This window comes from Synechococcus sp. CS-197, from assembly GCF_025128215.1.
Lineage (GTDB): Bacteria > Cyanobacteriota > Cyanobacteriia > PCC-6307 > Cyanobiaceae > Synechococcus_C.
In genome coordinates this window covers 26674-43661 of the sequence record NZ_JAHLZC010000020.1, presented here as the reverse complement: position 1 = coordinate 43661, position 16988 = coordinate 26674, and the positions used below count along the sequence as shown (strand labels likewise).

The 16988-nt window shown below is 62.8% G+C and carries 20 protein-coding genes; 10 read left to right on the top strand and 10 right to left on the bottom strand.

The window, feature by feature from the left end:
• Nucleotides 1–26: 26 nt before the first annotated feature.
• Nucleotides 27–767, bottom strand: coding sequence for a lipoyl(octanoyl) transferase LipB (gene lipB, locus KQ296_RS09155; RefSeq protein WP_011932491.1), 741 nt, complete (start codon nucleotides 765–767; stop codon nucleotides 27–29).
• Nucleotides 768–779: 12 nt separating this feature from the next.
• Here lipB and hpf point away from each other — a divergent pair, with 12 nt between their 5' ends.
• From hpf to KQ296_RS09130, 5 genes are read left to right on the top strand one after another with little or no spacing between them, the layout of a single operon-like run.
• Nucleotides 780–1367, top strand: a complete 588-nt coding sequence (gene hpf / locus KQ296_RS09150; protein ID WP_011932490.1) for a ribosome hibernation-promoting factor, HPF/YfiA family — start codon at nucleotides 780–782, stop codon at nucleotides 1365–1367.
• 34 nt (nucleotides 1368–1401) lie between these two features.
• Nucleotides 1402–2082, top strand: a complete 681-nt coding sequence (locus tag KQ296_RS09145; RefSeq protein ID WP_011932489.1) for a deoxyribose-phosphate aldolase — start codon at nucleotides 1402–1404, stop codon at nucleotides 2080–2082.
• Complete coding sequence (gene recO, locus KQ296_RS09140; protein WP_011932488.1) at nucleotides 2079–2891, top strand: DNA repair protein RecO; 813 nt, start codon at nucleotides 2079–2081, stop codon at nucleotides 2889–2891. Before KQ296_RS09145 ends, recO begins: the two co-directional genes overlap by 4 nt.
• A 9-nt stretch (nucleotides 2892–2900) precedes the next feature.
• Entirely contained in the window at nucleotides 2901–4283 is a 1383-nt protein-coding gene (locus KQ296_RS09135) for an MFS transporter (protein WP_011932487.1), read from the top strand.
• A 27-nt stretch (nucleotides 4284–4310) separates the two neighbouring features.
• Nucleotides 4311–5483 (top strand): glycosyltransferase family 4 protein, encoded by a 1173-nt coding sequence (locus KQ296_RS09130; RefSeq protein WP_011932486.1) that lies wholly within the window; start codon nucleotides 4311–4313, stop codon nucleotides 5481–5483.
• Here the strand turns inward: KQ296_RS09130 and proC are convergent.
• From proC to der, 6 genes are all read right to left on the bottom strand, one after another.
• A complete protein-coding gene (gene proC, locus KQ296_RS09125) occupies nucleotides 5480–6262 on the bottom strand; it encodes a pyrroline-5-carboxylate reductase (RefSeq protein ID WP_399240946.1) in 783 nt (260 codons plus the stop codon). The two genes, KQ296_RS09130 and proC, sit on opposite strands and share 4 nt — an antisense overlap.
• 45 nt (nucleotides 6263–6307) lie before the next feature.
• Complete coding sequence (locus tag KQ296_RS09120) at nucleotides 6308–6880, bottom strand: cell division protein SepF (protein WP_011932484.1); 573 nt, start codon at nucleotides 6878–6880, stop codon at nucleotides 6308–6310.
• Between the two features lie 76 nt (nucleotides 6881–6956).
• The gene (locus KQ296_RS09115; protein WP_011932483.1) at nucleotides 6957–7607 is read right to left on the bottom strand and encodes a YggS family pyridoxal phosphate-dependent enzyme; all 651 of its coding nucleotides are present in this window, start codon (nucleotides 7605–7607) and stop codon (nucleotides 6957–6959) included.
• 22 nt (nucleotides 7608–7629) lie between these two features.
• Complete coding sequence (locus KQ296_RS09110; RefSeq protein WP_011932482.1) at nucleotides 7630–7896, bottom strand: PipX family protein; 267 nt, start codon at nucleotides 7894–7896, stop codon at nucleotides 7630–7632.
• Between the two features lie 17 nt (nucleotides 7897–7913).
• Complete coding sequence (locus KQ296_RS09105) at nucleotides 7914–8831, bottom strand: energy-coupling factor transporter transmembrane component T (protein ID WP_011932481.1); 918 nt, start codon at nucleotides 8829–8831, stop codon at nucleotides 7914–7916.
• Between the two features lie 5 nt (nucleotides 8832–8836).
• The gene (der, locus tag KQ296_RS09100) at nucleotides 8837–10204 is read right to left on the bottom strand and encodes a ribosome biogenesis GTPase Der (RefSeq protein WP_011932480.1); all 1368 of its coding nucleotides are present in this window, start codon (nucleotides 10202–10204) and stop codon (nucleotides 8837–8839) included.
• A 151-nt stretch (nucleotides 10205–10355) separates the two neighbouring features.
• Between der and KQ296_RS09095 the strand changes: the two genes are divergently transcribed.
• Nucleotides 10356–10739, top strand: a complete 384-nt coding sequence (locus tag KQ296_RS09095) for a L,D-transpeptidase (protein WP_041428764.1) — start codon at nucleotides 10356–10358, stop codon at nucleotides 10737–10739.
• Nucleotides 10740–10742: 3 nt separating this feature from the next.
• On the opposite strand, the gene KQ296_RS09090 is transcribed toward KQ296_RS09095, so the two are convergent.
• Nucleotides 10743–11210: a DUF1823 family protein gene (locus KQ296_RS09090; protein WP_011932478.1), complete on the bottom strand. Its 468-nt coding sequence runs from the start codon at nucleotides 11208–11210 to the stop codon at nucleotides 10743–10745.
• A gap of 79 nt (nucleotides 11211–11289) precedes the next feature.
• Between KQ296_RS09090 and KQ296_RS09085 the strand changes: the two genes are divergently transcribed.
• Genes KQ296_RS09085 through KQ296_RS09075 form a run of 3 tightly spaced genes read left to right on the top strand, consistent with a single transcriptional unit; the run spans nucleotide 11290 to nucleotide 14951 of the window.
• Nucleotides 11290–11871, top strand: a complete 582-nt coding sequence (locus KQ296_RS09085) for a hypothetical protein (protein WP_011932477.1) — start codon at nucleotides 11290–11292, stop codon at nucleotides 11869–11871.
• A 51-nt stretch (nucleotides 11872–11922) separates the two neighbouring features.
• Complete coding sequence (gene dusB / locus KQ296_RS09080; protein WP_011932476.1) at nucleotides 11923–12939, top strand: tRNA dihydrouridine synthase DusB; 1017 nt, start codon at nucleotides 11923–11925, stop codon at nucleotides 12937–12939.
• Nucleotides 12936–14951, top strand: coding sequence for a glycosyltransferase (locus tag KQ296_RS09075; RefSeq protein WP_011932475.1), 2016 nt, complete (start codon nucleotides 12936–12938; stop codon nucleotides 14949–14951). The genes dusB and KQ296_RS09075 overlap by 4 nt, the downstream gene beginning before the upstream one ends.
• 9 nt (nucleotides 14952–14960) lie before the next feature.
• Here KQ296_RS09075 and KQ296_RS09070 read toward each other — a convergent pair whose 3' ends face one another.
• Nucleotides 14961–15584, bottom strand: a complete 624-nt coding sequence (locus KQ296_RS09070; protein ID WP_041428763.1) for a DUF4079 domain-containing protein — start codon at nucleotides 15582–15584, stop codon at nucleotides 14961–14963.
• Nucleotides 15584–16309 (bottom strand): precorrin-2 C(20)-methyltransferase, encoded by a 726-nt coding sequence (locus KQ296_RS09065; RefSeq protein ID WP_011932473.1) that lies wholly within the window; start codon nucleotides 16307–16309, stop codon nucleotides 15584–15586. The genes KQ296_RS09070 and KQ296_RS09065 overlap by 1 nt, the downstream gene beginning before the upstream one ends.
• A 119-nt stretch (nucleotides 16310–16428) precedes the next feature.
• Between KQ296_RS09065 and KQ296_RS09060 the strand changes: the two genes are divergently transcribed.
• Entirely contained in the window at nucleotides 16429–16971 is a 543-nt protein-coding gene (locus KQ296_RS09060; protein WP_011932472.1) for an acireductone dioxygenase, read from the top strand.
• The last annotated feature ends 17 nt before the right edge of the window (nucleotides 16972–16988 follow it).

Sequence of the window (16988 nt, the reverse complement as noted above, 5' to 3'; positions counted from 1 at the left end):
GAGTGAATCGCAGTCGCCCAGCCCTATCACCAACACCGACCTTCGGCAATCGCAGCGTCCGCATTGGGCTCCAAACACAGACCGAACCGTGCTGCCAACGCATCGCAGACAAGGGGTTGCACCTCCGAGACGTGCAGGCCAGGACACCAATCGCTCAGACATCCCACGGCCCGCCCGGCAAGACCACAGGGAACGACGGATTCAAACCCTTCCAAGGCGCAGTTCACATTCAGGGCCACTCCGTGTTGGGTGATCCAACGCCTGCACCCCACACCGATGGCCGCCACCTTGCACTGATCGAGCCAGACCCCTGTCAGTCCCTCGATTCGCTCGCCGCGGAGACCGAGCGCAGCCAGCACATCGATCACCACCTGCTCGAGCTGACGCAGATACCAGTGCAGGTCCGTGCGGTGGCGATGGAGATCCAGCACTGGATAAATCACAAGCTGCCCTGGAGCGTGATGCGTCACCTCCCCGCCGCGATCGATGCGGTGCAGCGGGGCGGGAGGGTGCTCGGGATCGAAGAGGAGATGGTCTTCCGACGCGCCACGTCCCAGGGTGTAACAGGGTGGGTGCTGTAGCAGCCAGACCGCTTCGGGCGGCGGATCGCCCCCTGAATCTGCTCCTTTCAGCAAGCGCTCCTGCCAGAGGCGCTGCCACGTCCAGGCCTGTACAAACGGCACCAGGTGCGCTGGCTGGAAAAGAAATGCCGCAGACCCTGTTCCGGAATCGGTCGTCGTCTCTAGGTTGCCGATAGGACGAGGCACCGGAGGGATGCCATGAAGCTGTTGATCCATGGTCGCAACCTGGACGTGACACCGGCTCTGCGCGACTACACCGAAACCAAGCTCGACCGGGCGATTCACAATTTCGGCGATCTCGTGAAAGAGGCGGATGTGCACCTCTCGGTGGCCCGTAACCCGCGGGTCCCGCAGCAAACAGCGGAGGTGACCGTGTTCGCCAACGGAACCGTGATCCGTGCCCAGGAACGCAGTGAAAACCTCTACGCCAGCATCGACTTGGTGGCCAGCAAGCTGGCTCGCCAACTGAGGCGCTTCAAAGACCGCCACAGCGACCATCACCACAGCCACGGGCACCGGGCCAGCGAGACCCCAACCACCGAATCAGTGCTCGATGACGAAGCCATCGTCGAATCCCTGCTCGACGGCAAAGAGGTGCAGTTGCCAAGCCCAGGCGTGCGCCGGAAGTACTTCTCCATGCCACCGATGACCCTGGAACAGGCCAGGCAGCAACTGGATCTGATCGATCACGACTTCTACCTCTTCCGCGACAGCGCCAGCGGTGACCTGCAGGTGATCTATCGCCGCAACCACGGGGGTTATGGCGTGATCGAAGCGCGCGACTGAACGCGCACAAGCCAGCGATTCGCCAGCTCCCGTGATGACCGCGTCAGCGCGCCGGCAGGACCTTCCGGACCTGCCCCCCTTGATTCATCAGGCGCTCCTCAACCCCCTGCTGCTGAACGACGACCTGCACAGCCTCTGTGACGCGTCCCGTCTGTACGGCTTCGGTGGCGTGGGGGTGAGCCTGATTCACCTGCAGACCATCCGCCAACGTCTCGGGGGAAGCGGGCCGGTGAAACTGATCGCCGCTGTGGGCTTCCCCTTCGGAGACCTTCCGGCTGAATTGAAGCAAGCCCAGGCTGAATGGGCTGCCGGAGAAGGCGCTGATGCCCTCGATGTCACCCCCAACCTGGCGGCGCTGGTTAACGGACAGCCCAACGTTTACGCCGAAGAACTGGCCGCAATCGCTTCTGTTGATTTGCCCATCACCGTGGTTTTGGATGTCAATCAACTCTCGCCAGAGCAGTTGGCTCTTGGAGCCGAAGCGGCTCTTGATGCGGGAGCGGCTGCGCTGCAAGCGGGAAATGGCTTCGGCGGCGCGGTGACAACAGACCAGGTCAAGCACTTGCGGCAGCTCACAGGTGGACGCTGTGGCCTCAAGGCGGCTGGTGGCATCAAAACCCTGGAGCACGCCCTCAACTTGGTCGAAGCCGGTGCCACAGCCCTTGGGACAGGCCACGGCCCTGCCCTGGTTCAGGCCTTACGGCACTCGGAATGAGTGGCGACAGACGCTTGCAGGGGCTAGCGCTCAAGGTGGGCCCCCTCGGTGAGCATGACCGGCTGCTCACACTGCTGAGCGACGACGTCGGCGTGGTGCGCCTGGCCGTTCCAGGCGCCAGACGCCCCCGCAGCAGTCTGGCCGCTGCCGTGCCCCTGACCTGCCTGGACCTTCAGGTGGTCGGTCGCCGCGGCCTGGCGCGGGTTCGTCAGCTTCGGGTGCTGCGCAGCTACAGCGGCCTCGGGCAGCGCCTGGACACCCTGGCCTCAGCCCAGGCACTCGCCGAGCTGGCCATCGCACTGGTGAGCTCAGATGATCCCGTCCCTGGATTGCTGGAGGCGGTGCTGATCCACCTCGATCGCCTGGAACGCCTCAGCCGCACTCCAGGGGAAGAGGCCGATCTCTGCCTGGCGAACGTGGTGCAGGCCGGCGTGCATCTGCTCGCGCTGGGAGGGTATGGGCTGCCCCTCCAGGCCTGCTGTCGCAGCGGGGCGGCCTTGACCCCCCCGATTGGTCAGTGGGAGTGGCGATGCAGCGTCCTCCCGGAGGAAGGACTGGCTCTCGGGGCCCTGGCTGGTGCCAGGCTCCAGCTGAACCCCTCAGAGCTCGCGCTCCTGCAACGGCTGCCTCGGCCCGACTTGCCTCGCCGCAGCAATGGGGAGCTCCTCGGGCCGCGACCGGTGTGGCTGAAGCTGCTCGCGTTGCTCGAGTGCTGGTGCCGCGCCCACCTGCCTCGCCCGGTGCGCTCCCTTGCGATGGTGCGTGACTGCCTGAGCGCCGCTCCTTTGAGCGATCATGAGCCGACTTGACCAGGACCCTTGAGCGGATCCTCCCTGAACAACTCGGAACCAACACGTCCCACCGAGGGGAATGCGGAAGGTCCCCGTGGTCTCCAGACCGTGGTGCGCTTCGACGGGTTCCGCCGACTCTGGATCGGCCAGATCTTCTCCCAGCTCGCGGACAAGTTCTACATCGTGCTGATGGTGTATCTCATTGCCCAGTACTGGGTGACGAGCACCCCGCAGGAGAACGGGGCCCTTGCGGAGATCGCCTCAGCGATCCGCATGGATTTCGAAACCAGAGCCCAGCGAATCACGCTCCTGGCGACCGGTGTTTACGTGGCCAACACCATTCCAGCGATGGTGTTGGGATCCGTGGCGGGGGTGTGGGTGGACCGCTGGCCCAAACGGCGCGTGATGGTGGCCTCCAATGGGCTGCGCGCTCTGCTCGTGCTGTTCACCCCGCTGTTTCTGCTCCCAGGACCGCACTGGCTCGGCCTCAGCTGGGGCTACTGGGCCCTGTTGGTGATGACCTTCCTGGAATCCGTGCTCACCCAATTCTTCGCACCAGCGGAACAGGCAGCTATCCCCCTGCTTGTGCCCAAAGGTCATCTCTTGGCAGCCAATTCGCTCTATCAGGCCACCAGCATGGGCGCCACGATCGTTGGTTTCGCCCTTGGCGATCCGATCCTGCGCGGCCTCAACAACCTGTTTCAACTGGTTGGGCTGCGTGGGGGCGAGTTCCTGCTCCTGCCTTTCTGTTACGGCATGGCGGCCCTCTGTCTCAGCACGATCCGCATGCGCGAGCAGCCTCGATCCCAAGCCGGCGAATCGGTCTGGCGGGAGATTGTCGCGGGTCTGCAGGTGTTGCGTGAACGACCATCCGTACGAACCGCCATGGTTCATCTGGTCTTGCTCTACAGCCTGCTGGCAGCGCTGTACGTGCTGGCGATCAGCTTGGCTTCGGCCATTCAGGGTCTGGGGCCCACGGGTTTCGGCACACTGCTGGCCATGAGTGGCCTGGGGATGGCCATCGGAGCGGTGGTGGTGGCCCAGATGGGCCATAGCTTCAGCCGTCGCCGCTTGGCGGCCACCGGCCTGGGAGCGATCACCTGGAGCCTGGTGCTCTTGGGCCAGCTTCGCGGAAACCTTGGCTACACCCTGGCACTCTGCGGCCTTCTCGGGCTCGGAGCCGCTCTGGTGGCGATCCCCGCGCAGACCACCATTCAGGAAGACACGCCTGAGTCCCAGCGCGGCCGGGTGTTCGGTCTGCAAAACAATCTGATCAACATTGCCCTCAGTCTTCCCCTCGTCCTGGCCGGAGCCCTGGTGAGCAGCGTCGGCCTGCTTCCGGTGCTTTGGGTGCTGGCGGCTCTGGCTCTGATTGCAGCGGTGATCGAGCGTCCGTGGCAACGCTGCTAACTTCAGAGCCAGCGCTGGAACGGTGCGGTGAGGCATATCGCCTGGCTCGGCAAAAAATCTCCGTTCTGCGGGAACGTCACCTACGGCCTCAGCACCACGGAAGCCTTGCGGGCGCGTGGCCACCAGATCAGCTTCATTCATTTCGCCAACCCCGGAGCCCCCGGCAGCGACACGTCGTTGCTGGCGAACGATCCAGACGTCAGCCTGCCCTATCTGGTGAAATCGCAGGTTTACACCATTCCTTCGCCGGGAGCACAACGGGAACTGAGGGAGTCTCTCGAGCGTCTCCAACCCGATCTGGTGCACGCCAGCCTCACGTTGTCGCCACTCGACTTCCGGCTCCCCGACCTCTGCCAGCAACTCGGCGTTCCCCTGGTGGCCACATTCCACCCGCCGTTTGATGCCGGACTGCGCAATCTCACCGCGGGAACCCAGCAACTCACTTACCAGCTCTACGCCCCGTCTCTCGCCAAGTACGACAGGGTCATTGTGTTTTCCGATCTCCAAGCTGAAGTGCTGGCCCGTCTGGGCGTCCGCGAGGAACGGCTCGCCGTCATCCCCAACGGGGTGGACCCAGACTGCTGGCGGCCGGCCGATACAACCCTCGCCACCGTGGACAGCCCTCTGCGCTCCGTGCGTGCACGCATCGGCAACAAGCGGATGTTCCTCTACATGGGGCGCGTGGCCACCGAGAAGAACGTTGAAGCCTTATTGAGGGCCTGGCGACTGGTGAAACCGGAAGGATGCCGCCTGGTCATTGTTGGGGATGGCCCACTGCACGCGACCCTTCAGAACACCTACAGCAACGACGAGGTGCTCTGGTGGGGCTACGAAGCCGAGCTGGCGACCCGAGTGGCCTTGCTGCAGTCGGCCGAGGTGTTTGTGCTCCCCTCACTGGTTGAGGGGCTTTCCCTGGCGCTTCTGGAAGCCATGGCCAGCGGTTGCGCCTGTGTGGCCACGGATGCCGGAGCTGACGGCGAGGTTCTGGCAGACGGAGCAGGCATCGTGATGAGCACCCAGGGGGTGACCACCCAGCTGCGAACGCTGCTTCCCGTGCTCAGAGATCAACCCGTGCTCACCCGCGAACTCGGACGACAGGCTCGAGAGCGGGTCCTTGAGCGCTACACCATGACCAGCAACATCGATGCCCTGGAGCGTCTCTACGCCGATGTGATGCGACACGAACCGATGGCCGCTTAACGCAGTGCTCGCCCCCGCTCCGTGGCCGCCACCACGGCCTCGATCAATGCTGAACGCAATCCAGCCTTTTCCAAAACACGGAGCGCAGCGATGGTGGTGCCTCCCGGAGAGGCCACCATGTCTTTGAGTTGCGCTGGATGCAGTTGCTGCTGGTCCAGAAGCGCGGCGGTCCCGGCCAAGGTGCGCTGCGCCAGCCTTAGAGCCTGATCCCTCGGCAGGCCTGCAGCAACGGCACCATCAGCCATCGCTTCGGCCATCAACGCCACATAAGCCGGTCCGGAGGACGTGAGCGCGAGGAAAGCGTCGAGTTGCGATTCCGGCAACTCGAGCACTTCACTGACAGGCTCGAACATGCGACGCACCCATGCCTGCTGCTCGGACGTGACATCACACCCCCAGGCAAGGCCGCACAGCCCTTCAGCCACCAAACAAGGCGTATTGGGTACGGCGCGCACACAAACCCTGCCGGGAAATGTGCTCTGCAGTCGCTCCAAGGTGACTCCAGCCAACACAGAGATCAGCAGCGGGGCCGCACCTGCAGGGGGGGTCGGGACGGATGCCGCGACCTGATCGAGCTGCTGAGGCTTGACAGCCAGAAGCTGAACCGGGGCCTCCCATGCCTCGTGCATCCGAGGATCGGAACTGGAAATCACAGTGATTTCAGATTGCAGTTGGGATTGGAGATGGGCCACGGAGGGCTCGCGACCAACGACTGCAATCAGATCAGATCCGCGAAGAGATCCACCTTCAACCAGGGGACGCACCAAGGCCTGAGCCATGCGCCCCATGCCGATCACACCAACGGCGAAGCTCACGAATCAGGATCAGAGCGCAGCAGCACCAGGGGCTGCCCAGGCAGGCGCGGGAGCAACACTGGCCTCGGCAGACGCCTGCTCCACATCCTTGGTCACGACCGTGGGTGTGCTGGCTTCTTCATGGGCTGAATTGGTCACCGTCACGCAGCTGGGAGCGAACAGGAAAATACTCTCGCCGACGCGTTCCTGATGGCCGTCGATCGCGAACGTGCCGCCTGCCACGAAATCCACCGCACGCTGGGCCTGATCGGGCTCCATCATCGTGAGGTTGAGGATCACGGTCTTGCGCTCACGCAGGGCCTGAATCGCACGGGGCATCTCATCGAAGCTGCGGGGCTCCATCAGAGACACTTCGGCGGCGCTGGAACTGATTCCAGGCATTCCAATCACATTGGAGCCGCTGAATCCCTGGTCCATGTCAAAGGGGTTGGCAGCATCGAGGGGCGCAAGGGCACTAGATGCGGAAGCCATCGCCTGAGGGCTGTCGTCATGCTCCCCAGCGTCGTAGTCGAGATCGTCGTAATCGCCATCGAGATAGTCATCTCCTGCGACAACAGCACGAAGGCGAGAAATCAGCGACACCTGGAAACTGCAGAACCTTGACCCTGAATAGCGCTCCATGGAGTTGTGAGCAAGCGTGTCCGGATCGATTGACGCCTCATGTTGGCAACTGGCGAGGACCAAACAGCACAGAACCCAGGCGCACCCAGGTCGCCCCGGCTGCGGCGGCCTCGCGCCAATCTCCGCTCATCCCCATCGAACAATGTTCAAGCCCCAGGGCATCCGCCAGATGACGGCACTCCCTGAACAGCGCACTGCGGTCTTCGGCACCAACGCCCAGGGGAGCCATCGTCATCAGCCCAGAGATCTGAAGGCCCTGAAGCGCCTGAAGTTCAGGCCAGGCATCCTTTAGGGCATCAATCTCCCAGCCCCCCTTGGCCGGATCGTCCCTCAACTTCACCTGAAGAAGCGCCGTGGGCTGTTGTTGCTCTTCAAGGGCAATGCGCGAGGTGCGCTCGGCCAGGGCCAGCGAATCAATGGAGTGGATCCAGCGAAAGGCTTTCACCACCGCTCGCACTTTGTTGGCCTGGAGACGACCGATGAAGTGCCAGCGAATCTGAGGGAGATCAGCCAAAGCGTTTTGCTTCGGAAGAGCCTCCTGCACGCGACTTTCGCCGAAATCCAGCTGACCACATGCCACCAGATCGCGAATCGCGTCCGCCGGGTGTCCCTTGCTCACTGCAAGAAGGTTCACCCCACTGGGCAACGCTGAGGTCAGCTGATGCCAGCGGCTCTCAATCGACGTCACAAGTGCGGCCCCCTCAGACGGTTCAGATAAAGGTCTGGTCAAACAGCTGCTTCCAGCTCTCCAGATCTGCGGCCCCGTCCCGGCGGCGCCTCGCCAAATTCAGCTCCGCGTGATGGCGAGCATCGAGGTAGGGGATCACCTCAAACTGAGCACCCCGCGGCTGCAACGTGACCAGAAAAAACATTCTCTGGGCGTAGAGCGTTGCGAAAACATCACGGCCATCTCCGGCCGGGGCAACCCGGTACAACATCCCGAACGTGGGGTGATTCAGATAACCCTCAGCGCTCACAGGACTCATTGCGTGATTCAAAGGTCACCGTACCTGCCACGCAGACCGATCACGAGAACCAACAGCAAAGCCGACAACCAGTTGAGAGCCCGCTGGCCTGCGGCAGCAGAGACAGAACCAGGCCGAAACGCTTCCGCTGGCAACCAGACACCCCCCCGTGCGAGCAGCGCCTCAGCGCCCTGCTCGGCGCGCAGCAGGATGTTGGCCAACAGCCGTTCACCAACAGCCAGCACAAGGCCAAACGAGGCCTTGAAGCCAAGACGTCGCAGATTCACGGCACGACTTGCGAGGGAACGCAGCAAGTTCTGCAACTCCTCCTGAACCAACGGCAGGAAGCGAAGGGCGAGCAAGAGCTGAAAACTCAGCCTGTCCATCGGCACTCCCAGCCAAGCCAGCGGAGCCAACCACCAACGCAGAGCCCACATCAGATCTTCACTTGGGGTCGAGAGCAACATCAGATTCACGCTGTGAACCACCGTCACAATCAGCGTTGCGCTGTTCAGGCCGAGTTCGGCGGAACGCCGGTCCACCACCAATGGACCGAGCTGGATCGGCCCCAGCTGGAGGGGGCCAAGTTTCAGCAATTCCCAGGACGGTGCCTGCAGCAGAAGCCCGGGCACCTCACGGGCTGAGCGCAAACTCAGCGAGGCCCCTGGGTCTCCGGTGGGCAACAGCATCGCCAACAGACCAATGCCACATCCCAGCGCTGCAAGGAAGAGCAAAGAACGCCACCACAGTCGCGGTGGCAAACCGCTCACCCCAGTCACGAGAAGCAGGCCGAGCACCAGGCCGACCCTCCAGATCGGTCCCGCAAGCACAGGGGTCAGCAGAAACATCAACACCCAGGCAAATTTGAGCCGGGGATCAAGACAACGCAGCCATCCCTCCTGGCCATCCACGTATTGCCCAATCGGGATTTGCCGCAGCCAGTCCATGCCCCTCAGCCCTGGCGGTTCTGCTGACGCGCGAGATCACGTTCGGCATCGCGCTGCTGCTTGCCGCGCCAGAACAACTTCAACGGTGTGCCATCAAAACCGAGGCCCTCGCGAATTTGTCGTTCCACATAGCGGCGATAAGTGTCGCCAAACAACTTGGGATCGTTCACGAACAACGTGAAACTGGGAGGGCGGCTGGCGACCTGGGTGCCGTAATACAGGCGGCCTTGGCGGCCCCCTCGCGTGGTGGGCGGGCTCCGCCAGCTCAAGGCCTCTTTCAGCACCTCATTCACCACCGACGTGCTGACCCTGCGGCGGTGCTGCTCCACAGCCAAAGCGGCCAACGCAAAGATGCTGTCCACCCGCTGGCCTGTCAGCGCTGAGGTGAACAGCATGGGAGCCCAATCCAAGAAATAGAGCTTGGCCCTGAGCTCTTTCTCCATGGCCGTCATGGTGTGGCTGTCCTTCTCCACGGCATCCCATTTGTTCACCACCACCACACAGGCGCGTCCGTCTTCCTCGATGCGACCAGCCAGCCGTTGATCCTGCTCTGTGACGCCATCGAGAGCGTCGATCACCAGCACACAAACATCACTGCGCTCGATGGCCTTGAAGCTGCGGTTGATCCCGAAGAATTCAGGGCCGTAATTCACACTGCGGCGGCGGCGGATGCCAGCGGTATCAACCAGGCGCCAGGGCCTGTTCTCGCGCACGAGACTGGTATCGATGGTGTCGCGGGTGGTCCCGCGGATCGGACTCACGATCGCCCGTTGCTCACCGCAGATGGCATTGAGCAAGCTCGACTTGCCCACGTTGGGGCGACCGATGATGGCGAGCTGAATCGGCTCCTCGCTGTCACCTTCCTCAGACTTCGGTGGCAGATAGGTGAGCACCTGATCCAACAGCTCGGCCGTTCCAGCCCCATGAATCGCAGAGATGGGGTACGGCTCTCCCAGGCCAAGACTCCAGAACTCGGCGGCCATCGCCAGCCCCTGCTCCGGCGACTCGCATTTGTTCACAGCAAGCAGAGCGGGGCAACGCTGCCCGCGCAAAAATTCGGCGATCGCTTCATCCGAAGCCGTCACCCCCTGCTGACCATCCACGATCACCAGGGCGACACTGGCTTCTTCGAGGGCAAGGGCCGCCTGCTCACGGATCTCAGGCAGAAATTCACTGTCGTCATCGAACACCAGACCGCCGGTGTCCACCACCTTGAAGTCCCTGTCACCCCAGTAGCCGTCCTGATAGGTGCGGTCACGGGTCACACCGGGTTCATCGTGCACAATCGCTTCTCTGCTGTGGCAGAGGCGGTTGACCAGCGTGGACTTGCCAACGTTGGGGCGCCCGATGATCGCCACGACGGGACGCGCCAAGTCAGACCGATGCAAACACTGTCTTGACAGTACAGAGGCACGCTGACGCGCCCCGCAACCGCCGGACGAATGGGAATTCTTTCCAAGGAAGACTAATGAGTCTTAATTGAGACAGCTAGCGATGGTGCAGTACCGCCGCTGTCACACCTCCATGCTGGACCTGATTGCCACCCTGGTCGTGGATCTCTCCGAGCAAAAGCTCACCGTTCTGGATCCTCAAGACAACATCGTGCGGGTGATCCCTGTAAGCACGGGGAAAGCGTCCACCCCCACCCCCACTGGCCATGCCTCGGTGCTCACGAAATATCGCTCTGTCACCATGCGCGGGCGCAATTACGTGGCGCCGGGCGTTCCCTACGCCATGTGCATCACCGCCAACGAGCTGATCTGCATGCACGGCGCCCCTTGGCAAGAGGACGCGGGCCAGTCGTTCGGGGTGCCCCGCAGCAACGGCTGCGTGCGCATGCCCACGGCTCAGGCCCGTTGGCTTTTCGACAACACCCGCAAGGGAACAAAGGTGATCATCCAGGTTTGAGGCTCAGCCAACCGGGGCGTCTCCGGGATGCCCCTGCACAGGGTTCACCGGGGGATCGAGCAGCTCGGGGAGAGCGCCGTCCGCCGGCAAGACATCCCCCCGAGCAGCGAGCCAGGCCAACAACCAACTCACCACCGTCGCCCGGCGCGTTCTGCGGGGGTACAGCTCACCGATGCGATAGCCCGCGAAATGCAGCTGCTTCTTCAACAGCTGCTTGTGTTCTCGCGCAATCGACCGGGTGAGAGCCACCGAAGCCGGCCGAGTGGCCACCACCTCTGGAGCTTCAGGAAATGCATCGCGCCAGGCCTGCGGCGTTTGCGGCCCGGCCAACCACGGAGCATCCCCATCGCGCTGGCGCCGGTACCCCAGACGCTCCCAGACCAATTCAGCCACCAAACGGTCACTGAGACGATCTGCAAGCACTGCGTCTAAGAGCGACCGGCTCAAGGGCCAGGACAGGGAATCCTCCATGCGGCCAAGCCTAAAACTTGTGTACAACTGCGAGCCGATCGCCCTAGCAACCCCTTAAAGAGTCCATTACCTTCAAGGGATGTATGTGTTTGACACCTCGCTCGAGGCCGCCACGACCCTGCACGGGAACGCGCACCTTCAAAAGCTGGTCTTCCGCCTCCCCCGCGAGGTGATGAAAGCGGCAAAGCACGATCATGTGCGCCTCGTGGCATCCCATGATCCAAAGCAAGACCCCAGTGCGCCTTGGAACGTCGATGGGCTCGTCACCTTCAGCTTCAGTGCCGAACACGGGAGCAGCACACCGGTGTTCTCCGACCGCCGCGATCAGCCCCTGAGCCGCAGCGCCGTCCAACGCATTCGCGTGGGAAGCAGGGTGAGGCTCTCGATCCGTCAAGTGCGTCGGCGACATCCGCGCCCTGGCAGCAGGCTGCAGGTGCTCAAAGTGCAGGTGCTCGATCTCGACGCGATTCCCAAAGGAGGTCCGGCAAGCCCCCACAGCATCCAGAGTGTGACGCTCCAGCTGCCCCTCGACCTCATGCAGGACGTGGAACGACTGGCGACGCAGGAGGACTGGTCGACGCAAGCTTGGTTGCGCAACGCGATCGAGTCGCACGCGCGTCGCAGCCGTCAACGGCTGGGGCTCGATGAGTCGGTGGCCTGAGCCAGGCATCTGCGCCGATTGGCCAGAATGAAAGGACACAGTCTTCGTTCGATGCCCCCGAACCTTCTTTCGGATCTGCATCTGAGCGGCAGCAGCGCGTGTCGTGTGCTGACAAGCAGAGTGCTGCAATCACCGCTTGCCGGCGTCAGCGACAAAATTTTCCGAGCTCTGGTGCGCCGTTGGAGCCTTGATGCGCTGCTCTTCACCGAAATGGTCAATGCCACCAGCCTCGAGCTGGGTCATGGCCGCGGGAAGGTGGAAGAGCTCCAACAGGAGGCTGGGCCCATCGGTGTTCAGCTGTTTGATCACAGGCCTGAGGCGATGGCGGATGCGGCGCGACGGGCTGAAGCTGCCGGCGCTTTTCTGATCGACATCAATATGGGCTGCCCGGTGCGCAAAATTGCGCGAAAGGGCGGGGGCAGCGGCCTGATTCGTGATCCCGACCTGGCCTGCTCCATCGTGGAGGCCGTGGTGGCCGCCGTCGGCATCCCGGTCACCGTGAAGACCCGCCTTGGCTGGTGCAGTGATCCTCAAACAGCAGACAACCACGCCGCGGCCATGGACTGGTGCCGAAGGCTGGAAGCGGCCGGAGCTCAGCTGCTCACCCTGCATGGCCGCACCCGGGAACAACGCTTCAGCGGTCGCGCCAACTGGGAGGCGATCGCGGCAGTGAAACGCACGCTGCGGATTCCTGTGATCGCCAACGGCGATGTGTTCAGCCCAGAGGATGCCCGGGCATGCCTTGAAATCACAGGCGCCGATGGGGTGATGGTCGGCCGGGGAACCATGGGTGCTCCCTGGCTGGTGGGTCAGATCGACGCAGCGCTCAAGGGGCGTCCGGTTCCGCCGACGCCCTCAGCGCGTGAACGCCTCACGATTGCGGCGGACCAGCTCCAGGCCCTCGTGGCTGCTCGTGGCGATCACGGTTTGCTGATCGCCAGGAAACACATGAGCTGGACCTGCACTGGGTTCAACGGAGCGTCCCAGTTCCGCCAGCAACTGATGCGAGCACCCACCCCGGATCAAGCCCTCAGCCTGTTGCGCCAGCAGCAGGACCAATTGGCGTGAGCTGGCTGCCACTGCTGGTTCTGATTTGGCCGGCCTGGCTGAGCCGGACGCCGGAGCCATTGAGTCCGATCTGGCGCAGGCGAAGCCTGATTGTTCTGATCGGCGTTCTCACCCTGCGCTATCTGCTGTGGAGGGTCAGCGCAAGCATGAATCTGAGCACCCCACTGAGCACAACCCTCAGCCTGCTGCTGCTGGCAGCGGAGGGCTGGTTGCTGCTGAGCGGGATGGTGCCGCTGGTGCTCGCTTGGCGCCGCTTCCCCGACCGCCGACCAGCCATGCATCAGCTGCGGGAGCAATGGCAGCACAGCTCATGGACTCCCACGGTGGACATCCTCGTGCCCACCTACGGCGAACCGATCAATGTTTTGGAGAGAACCCTGATCGGCTGCTGTCACCAGACCTATCCCCACACCCAGGTGTGGGTTTTGGATGACAGCGGACGCCAGGAGGTGAAAGCCCTGGCCTCGCAACACGGCTGCGCCTATGTGCATCGACCGGTCCGCGCCTGCGCCAAAGCAGGGAATCTGAACCATGGTCTGCGCCGGTGCCGGGGAGAACTCGTGGCCGTCTTCGACGCCGATTTCATCCCTCAAAGCACGTTCCTCGAGAACAGCATCGGCTTTCTTCTCGACCCAAAGGTGGGGCTCCTGCAGACGCCTCAAACCTTCATCAACGCCGATCCCGTGATGCGGAATCTGGGAATGGAACGCTGGCTGCTGTCCGATGAGGAAAGCTTCTACCGCTGGATCGAACCGGTCCGTGACGGCTGGGGGGCGGTGGTGTGCGCAGGCACGGCATTTCTGGCCCGTCGCTCCGCGCTCGACTCCGTAGGTGGTTTTGTGGAGAAGGCGATCTCAGAGGATTTCGTCACCGGAATCAACCTCCGACGCAAGGGCTGGAGCCTCCTCTATCTGCAACAAAAGCTGAGCGCCGGTCTGGCAGCAGAAACCATGGCGGACTTCGTGCGCCAGCGGCAGCGCTGGGCAAGCGGCACCTTGCAGAGCCTGCGCTTACCGGAAGGGCCTCTGCGTGGAGGTGGCCTCACAACCTGGCAGAGGGTGGCGTATCTCGAGGGCGTTGTGCACTGGATCAACAACCTGCCGCGCCTGGTGCTGATGCTCATGCCCCTGAGCTACGGACTGCTCGGGACCGTGCCGATCCTGATCAGCGCAGGCGATGCCGTCGGTCTGCTGCTGCCCCTCTGGGCGACGCTCCTGATGGGAGTGGGCTGGTTAAACCGCGGATCGCGCACCGCGTTCCTGAGCGAACTCACCGGCTGGGTGCTCACCGTTCCACTCACCGTGACCGTGCTGGCGAATTTGATGGGACGCCTTGGTGGGTTCAAGGTGACACCGAAGCATCAGCGGCGCGATCGGGGCAGCTGGAGCGTGCAACTCTCACTTCCCTTGTTGGCCCTGCTGGCCCTCAACCTGTTCAATCTCCGCGGTCTGCTCCAACCGCAAAGCGCTCTGGATTCCGCCACGTTCGACGGTCGCCCTCTTGGCCTTGTGTGGGCTGTGCTCAACCTCTTGAGCCTCGTGATCGCTCTGCGCGCCTGCTGGGACCCCCCGTCCCGGGATCCGTCACCATGGCAGGCCATCGACAGCATGGCCTGGCTTCAAGATGCTGGAGGCCATCGCCATGCCTGCACCCTCAAGGCCATCAGTGAAAGCGGTGCCGAGCTGCAACTGCACGCCAAAACAACACCCCTGGTGGCCAGCACCACCCTCTGCTGGTGCAAGGAGGTCCCCCCCTTGCCGGTGCAACTGGAGATGGCAAGCGGACTGGGATTGGCGGTCCGCTGGGGCCCCTTGAGCGCCCTGGAGCGCAAGCAGCTGATCCGCTGGCTGTTCTGCCGTCCGAACTGCTGGCGCGATCGCATGGCCCCTCCGGAATGGAAAGCCCTGGCCGTTCTGCTGGCCAGGCTGTTCACGGCACCATCGAGACGTCCCTTTCAGCGCTGCCTGATGCAGCAGGCTTCCCTTACCGATTCGGGAGGCCCTGTTGGTTGAAGCTGCGGCCTAGTGCAACAGAAGGTCGCGGGTGCCACTGATGGCCTGGGTGGCCAGGAGCAGCGCCACCAAACCATTCACCAGAACATGCATCCGGCGAAGCCAGAGCCTGGAAGCGATTTCCCTCTGAACGGCCATGGTGAGCAGCAACAGCGCTAGGAGCAGCAGTCCGCCCCAGGTATGGGAGTGCCAAATCATGGTCTCCCCGAGCGCCTCGGCAGCACCTGGGAGAGGCTGCAACGCCATCAAAAGCAGCATCAGCCAACAGCCCCAGGCCGCGATCAGCCTTGGCACCAGGCGCCTGGAGCGCAGCAGCAACACAAACGAACCAACGGCCACTGAGGCGGCCACAGCCGCCTTGCCCCAAAGATGCACACCGGCCTGCGTTGAGGCCAAGGCGTGACTGAAGGCCAGCAGCACGGCCAGCAGCAATCCCCCGGTGGCCCAACGGCCGTGATCCGCATGCTCAACGGGAACCGTGGCAGCAATGGGATTGATCTGAAGCCGCCGCTCCCTAGCCAGGATGCCCAACCGAATGGTGGCACCGATCACGGGATACACGAACAGGATGATCAACACCGGATGCGCCAGCGCCAACCACTGCACAGGGGTCAGCGAGGGGAAGGATGCGATCAAGGCAACACTTGGGGCCAGAACTGTCGGATCAGCAGAAGAGAAAAATAGGGTTTCGTCTCCTCAGACACCTCAGCAGCGCGGGCAATCCACTGATCAGGCCAACCCACCCGCTGAGCAAACACAGCCTGTTCGAGAAGATTCCGCCGTTGCAGGACGGTGCGCACCCAAGGCCAGCGCTGCCCCACCTTGATCAGGCCAAGCACAGTGTGGTTCTCTTCAGCCACCTGAAGAAGGACCTCCAGTGGAGCGCTGGACTCGGGGCAAGGACGAATGAGTAAGCCTTCCTGCTGAAAAGCCAGCGGCAGATCCAAGCCCTGCGATGGCGCGGCAGCGGCGGCCGCACAGACCGCAGGAATACCGGGAACCAAACGGAAAGGAAGATCGGGATAGCGCTCGCGCAGGGCCAGCTGTACATAACTACCGGTCGCAAACAAGGAGACATCACCCTCACAAAGAAGAACGACCCGACGACCTTCCCCCACCAGCTGAGCCAGCCGATCAGCAGCACAGCGCCATGCATCGATCCGGGGCCCCGCTTCCGCCACCATCGGAAACAACAGGGGCAAACGCTGCTGATCAGGCTTCAGCCAACGCTCGGCAATGGTGAGCGCCATGCCTGTGCCTCCCACCCGGCCCACGGGATAGGCCACGACCTCCGCCTGCTCCACAGCCCGCACAGCAGCAATCGTGAGCAACTCCGGATCTCCGGGGCCTACACCCACAAGCGTGAGGGAATTCGACGATGACCCTGAAGGTTTGAGCAACGTTTGAACGCAGGCGACAACCGCTCCAGCATGCTGAAACAAGTGCAACGAGAACACCCCAGACAGGGTTTGAAGCCATGAGTGAGCTGAGCATCTATTCCGAACAGGGAGGCGAGCCGGTTTTCAGCACGCTGGATTCGGCGCGCATCCAACACGAGCTCAGCCTGCGAGGCATTGCGTTTGATCGCTGCGCGAGCAAAGCGGAGATCGCGCTTGATGCCGATCAGGCCGACATTCTCTCGACCTACGCCGAGGAGATTCACCGGATCCAGGCCCTCGGCGATTACCCCACCGTTGATGCCATCCGCATGAAGCCTGATCATCCGGATCGCCAGGCCCTGCGCCAAAAGTTTCTCAGTGAACACACCCACGCCGAAGACGAGGTGCGCCTGTTCGTGGAAGGACGCGGCCTGTTTTGCCTGCATATCAAAAGCGAAGTGCTTCAGGTGACGTGCGAAACCAACGATTGGATCAGCGTGCCTGCTGGAACCCGGCACTGGTTTGACATGGGAGAAAAGCCCTATTTCTGCGCAATTCGTTTTTTCAACAACCCCAACGGCTGGGTCGCCAACTTCACAAACGATCCGATTGCTGAGAGGTTTTCAAAATTGCGCGACTAACGAATCAAGCGATTCAA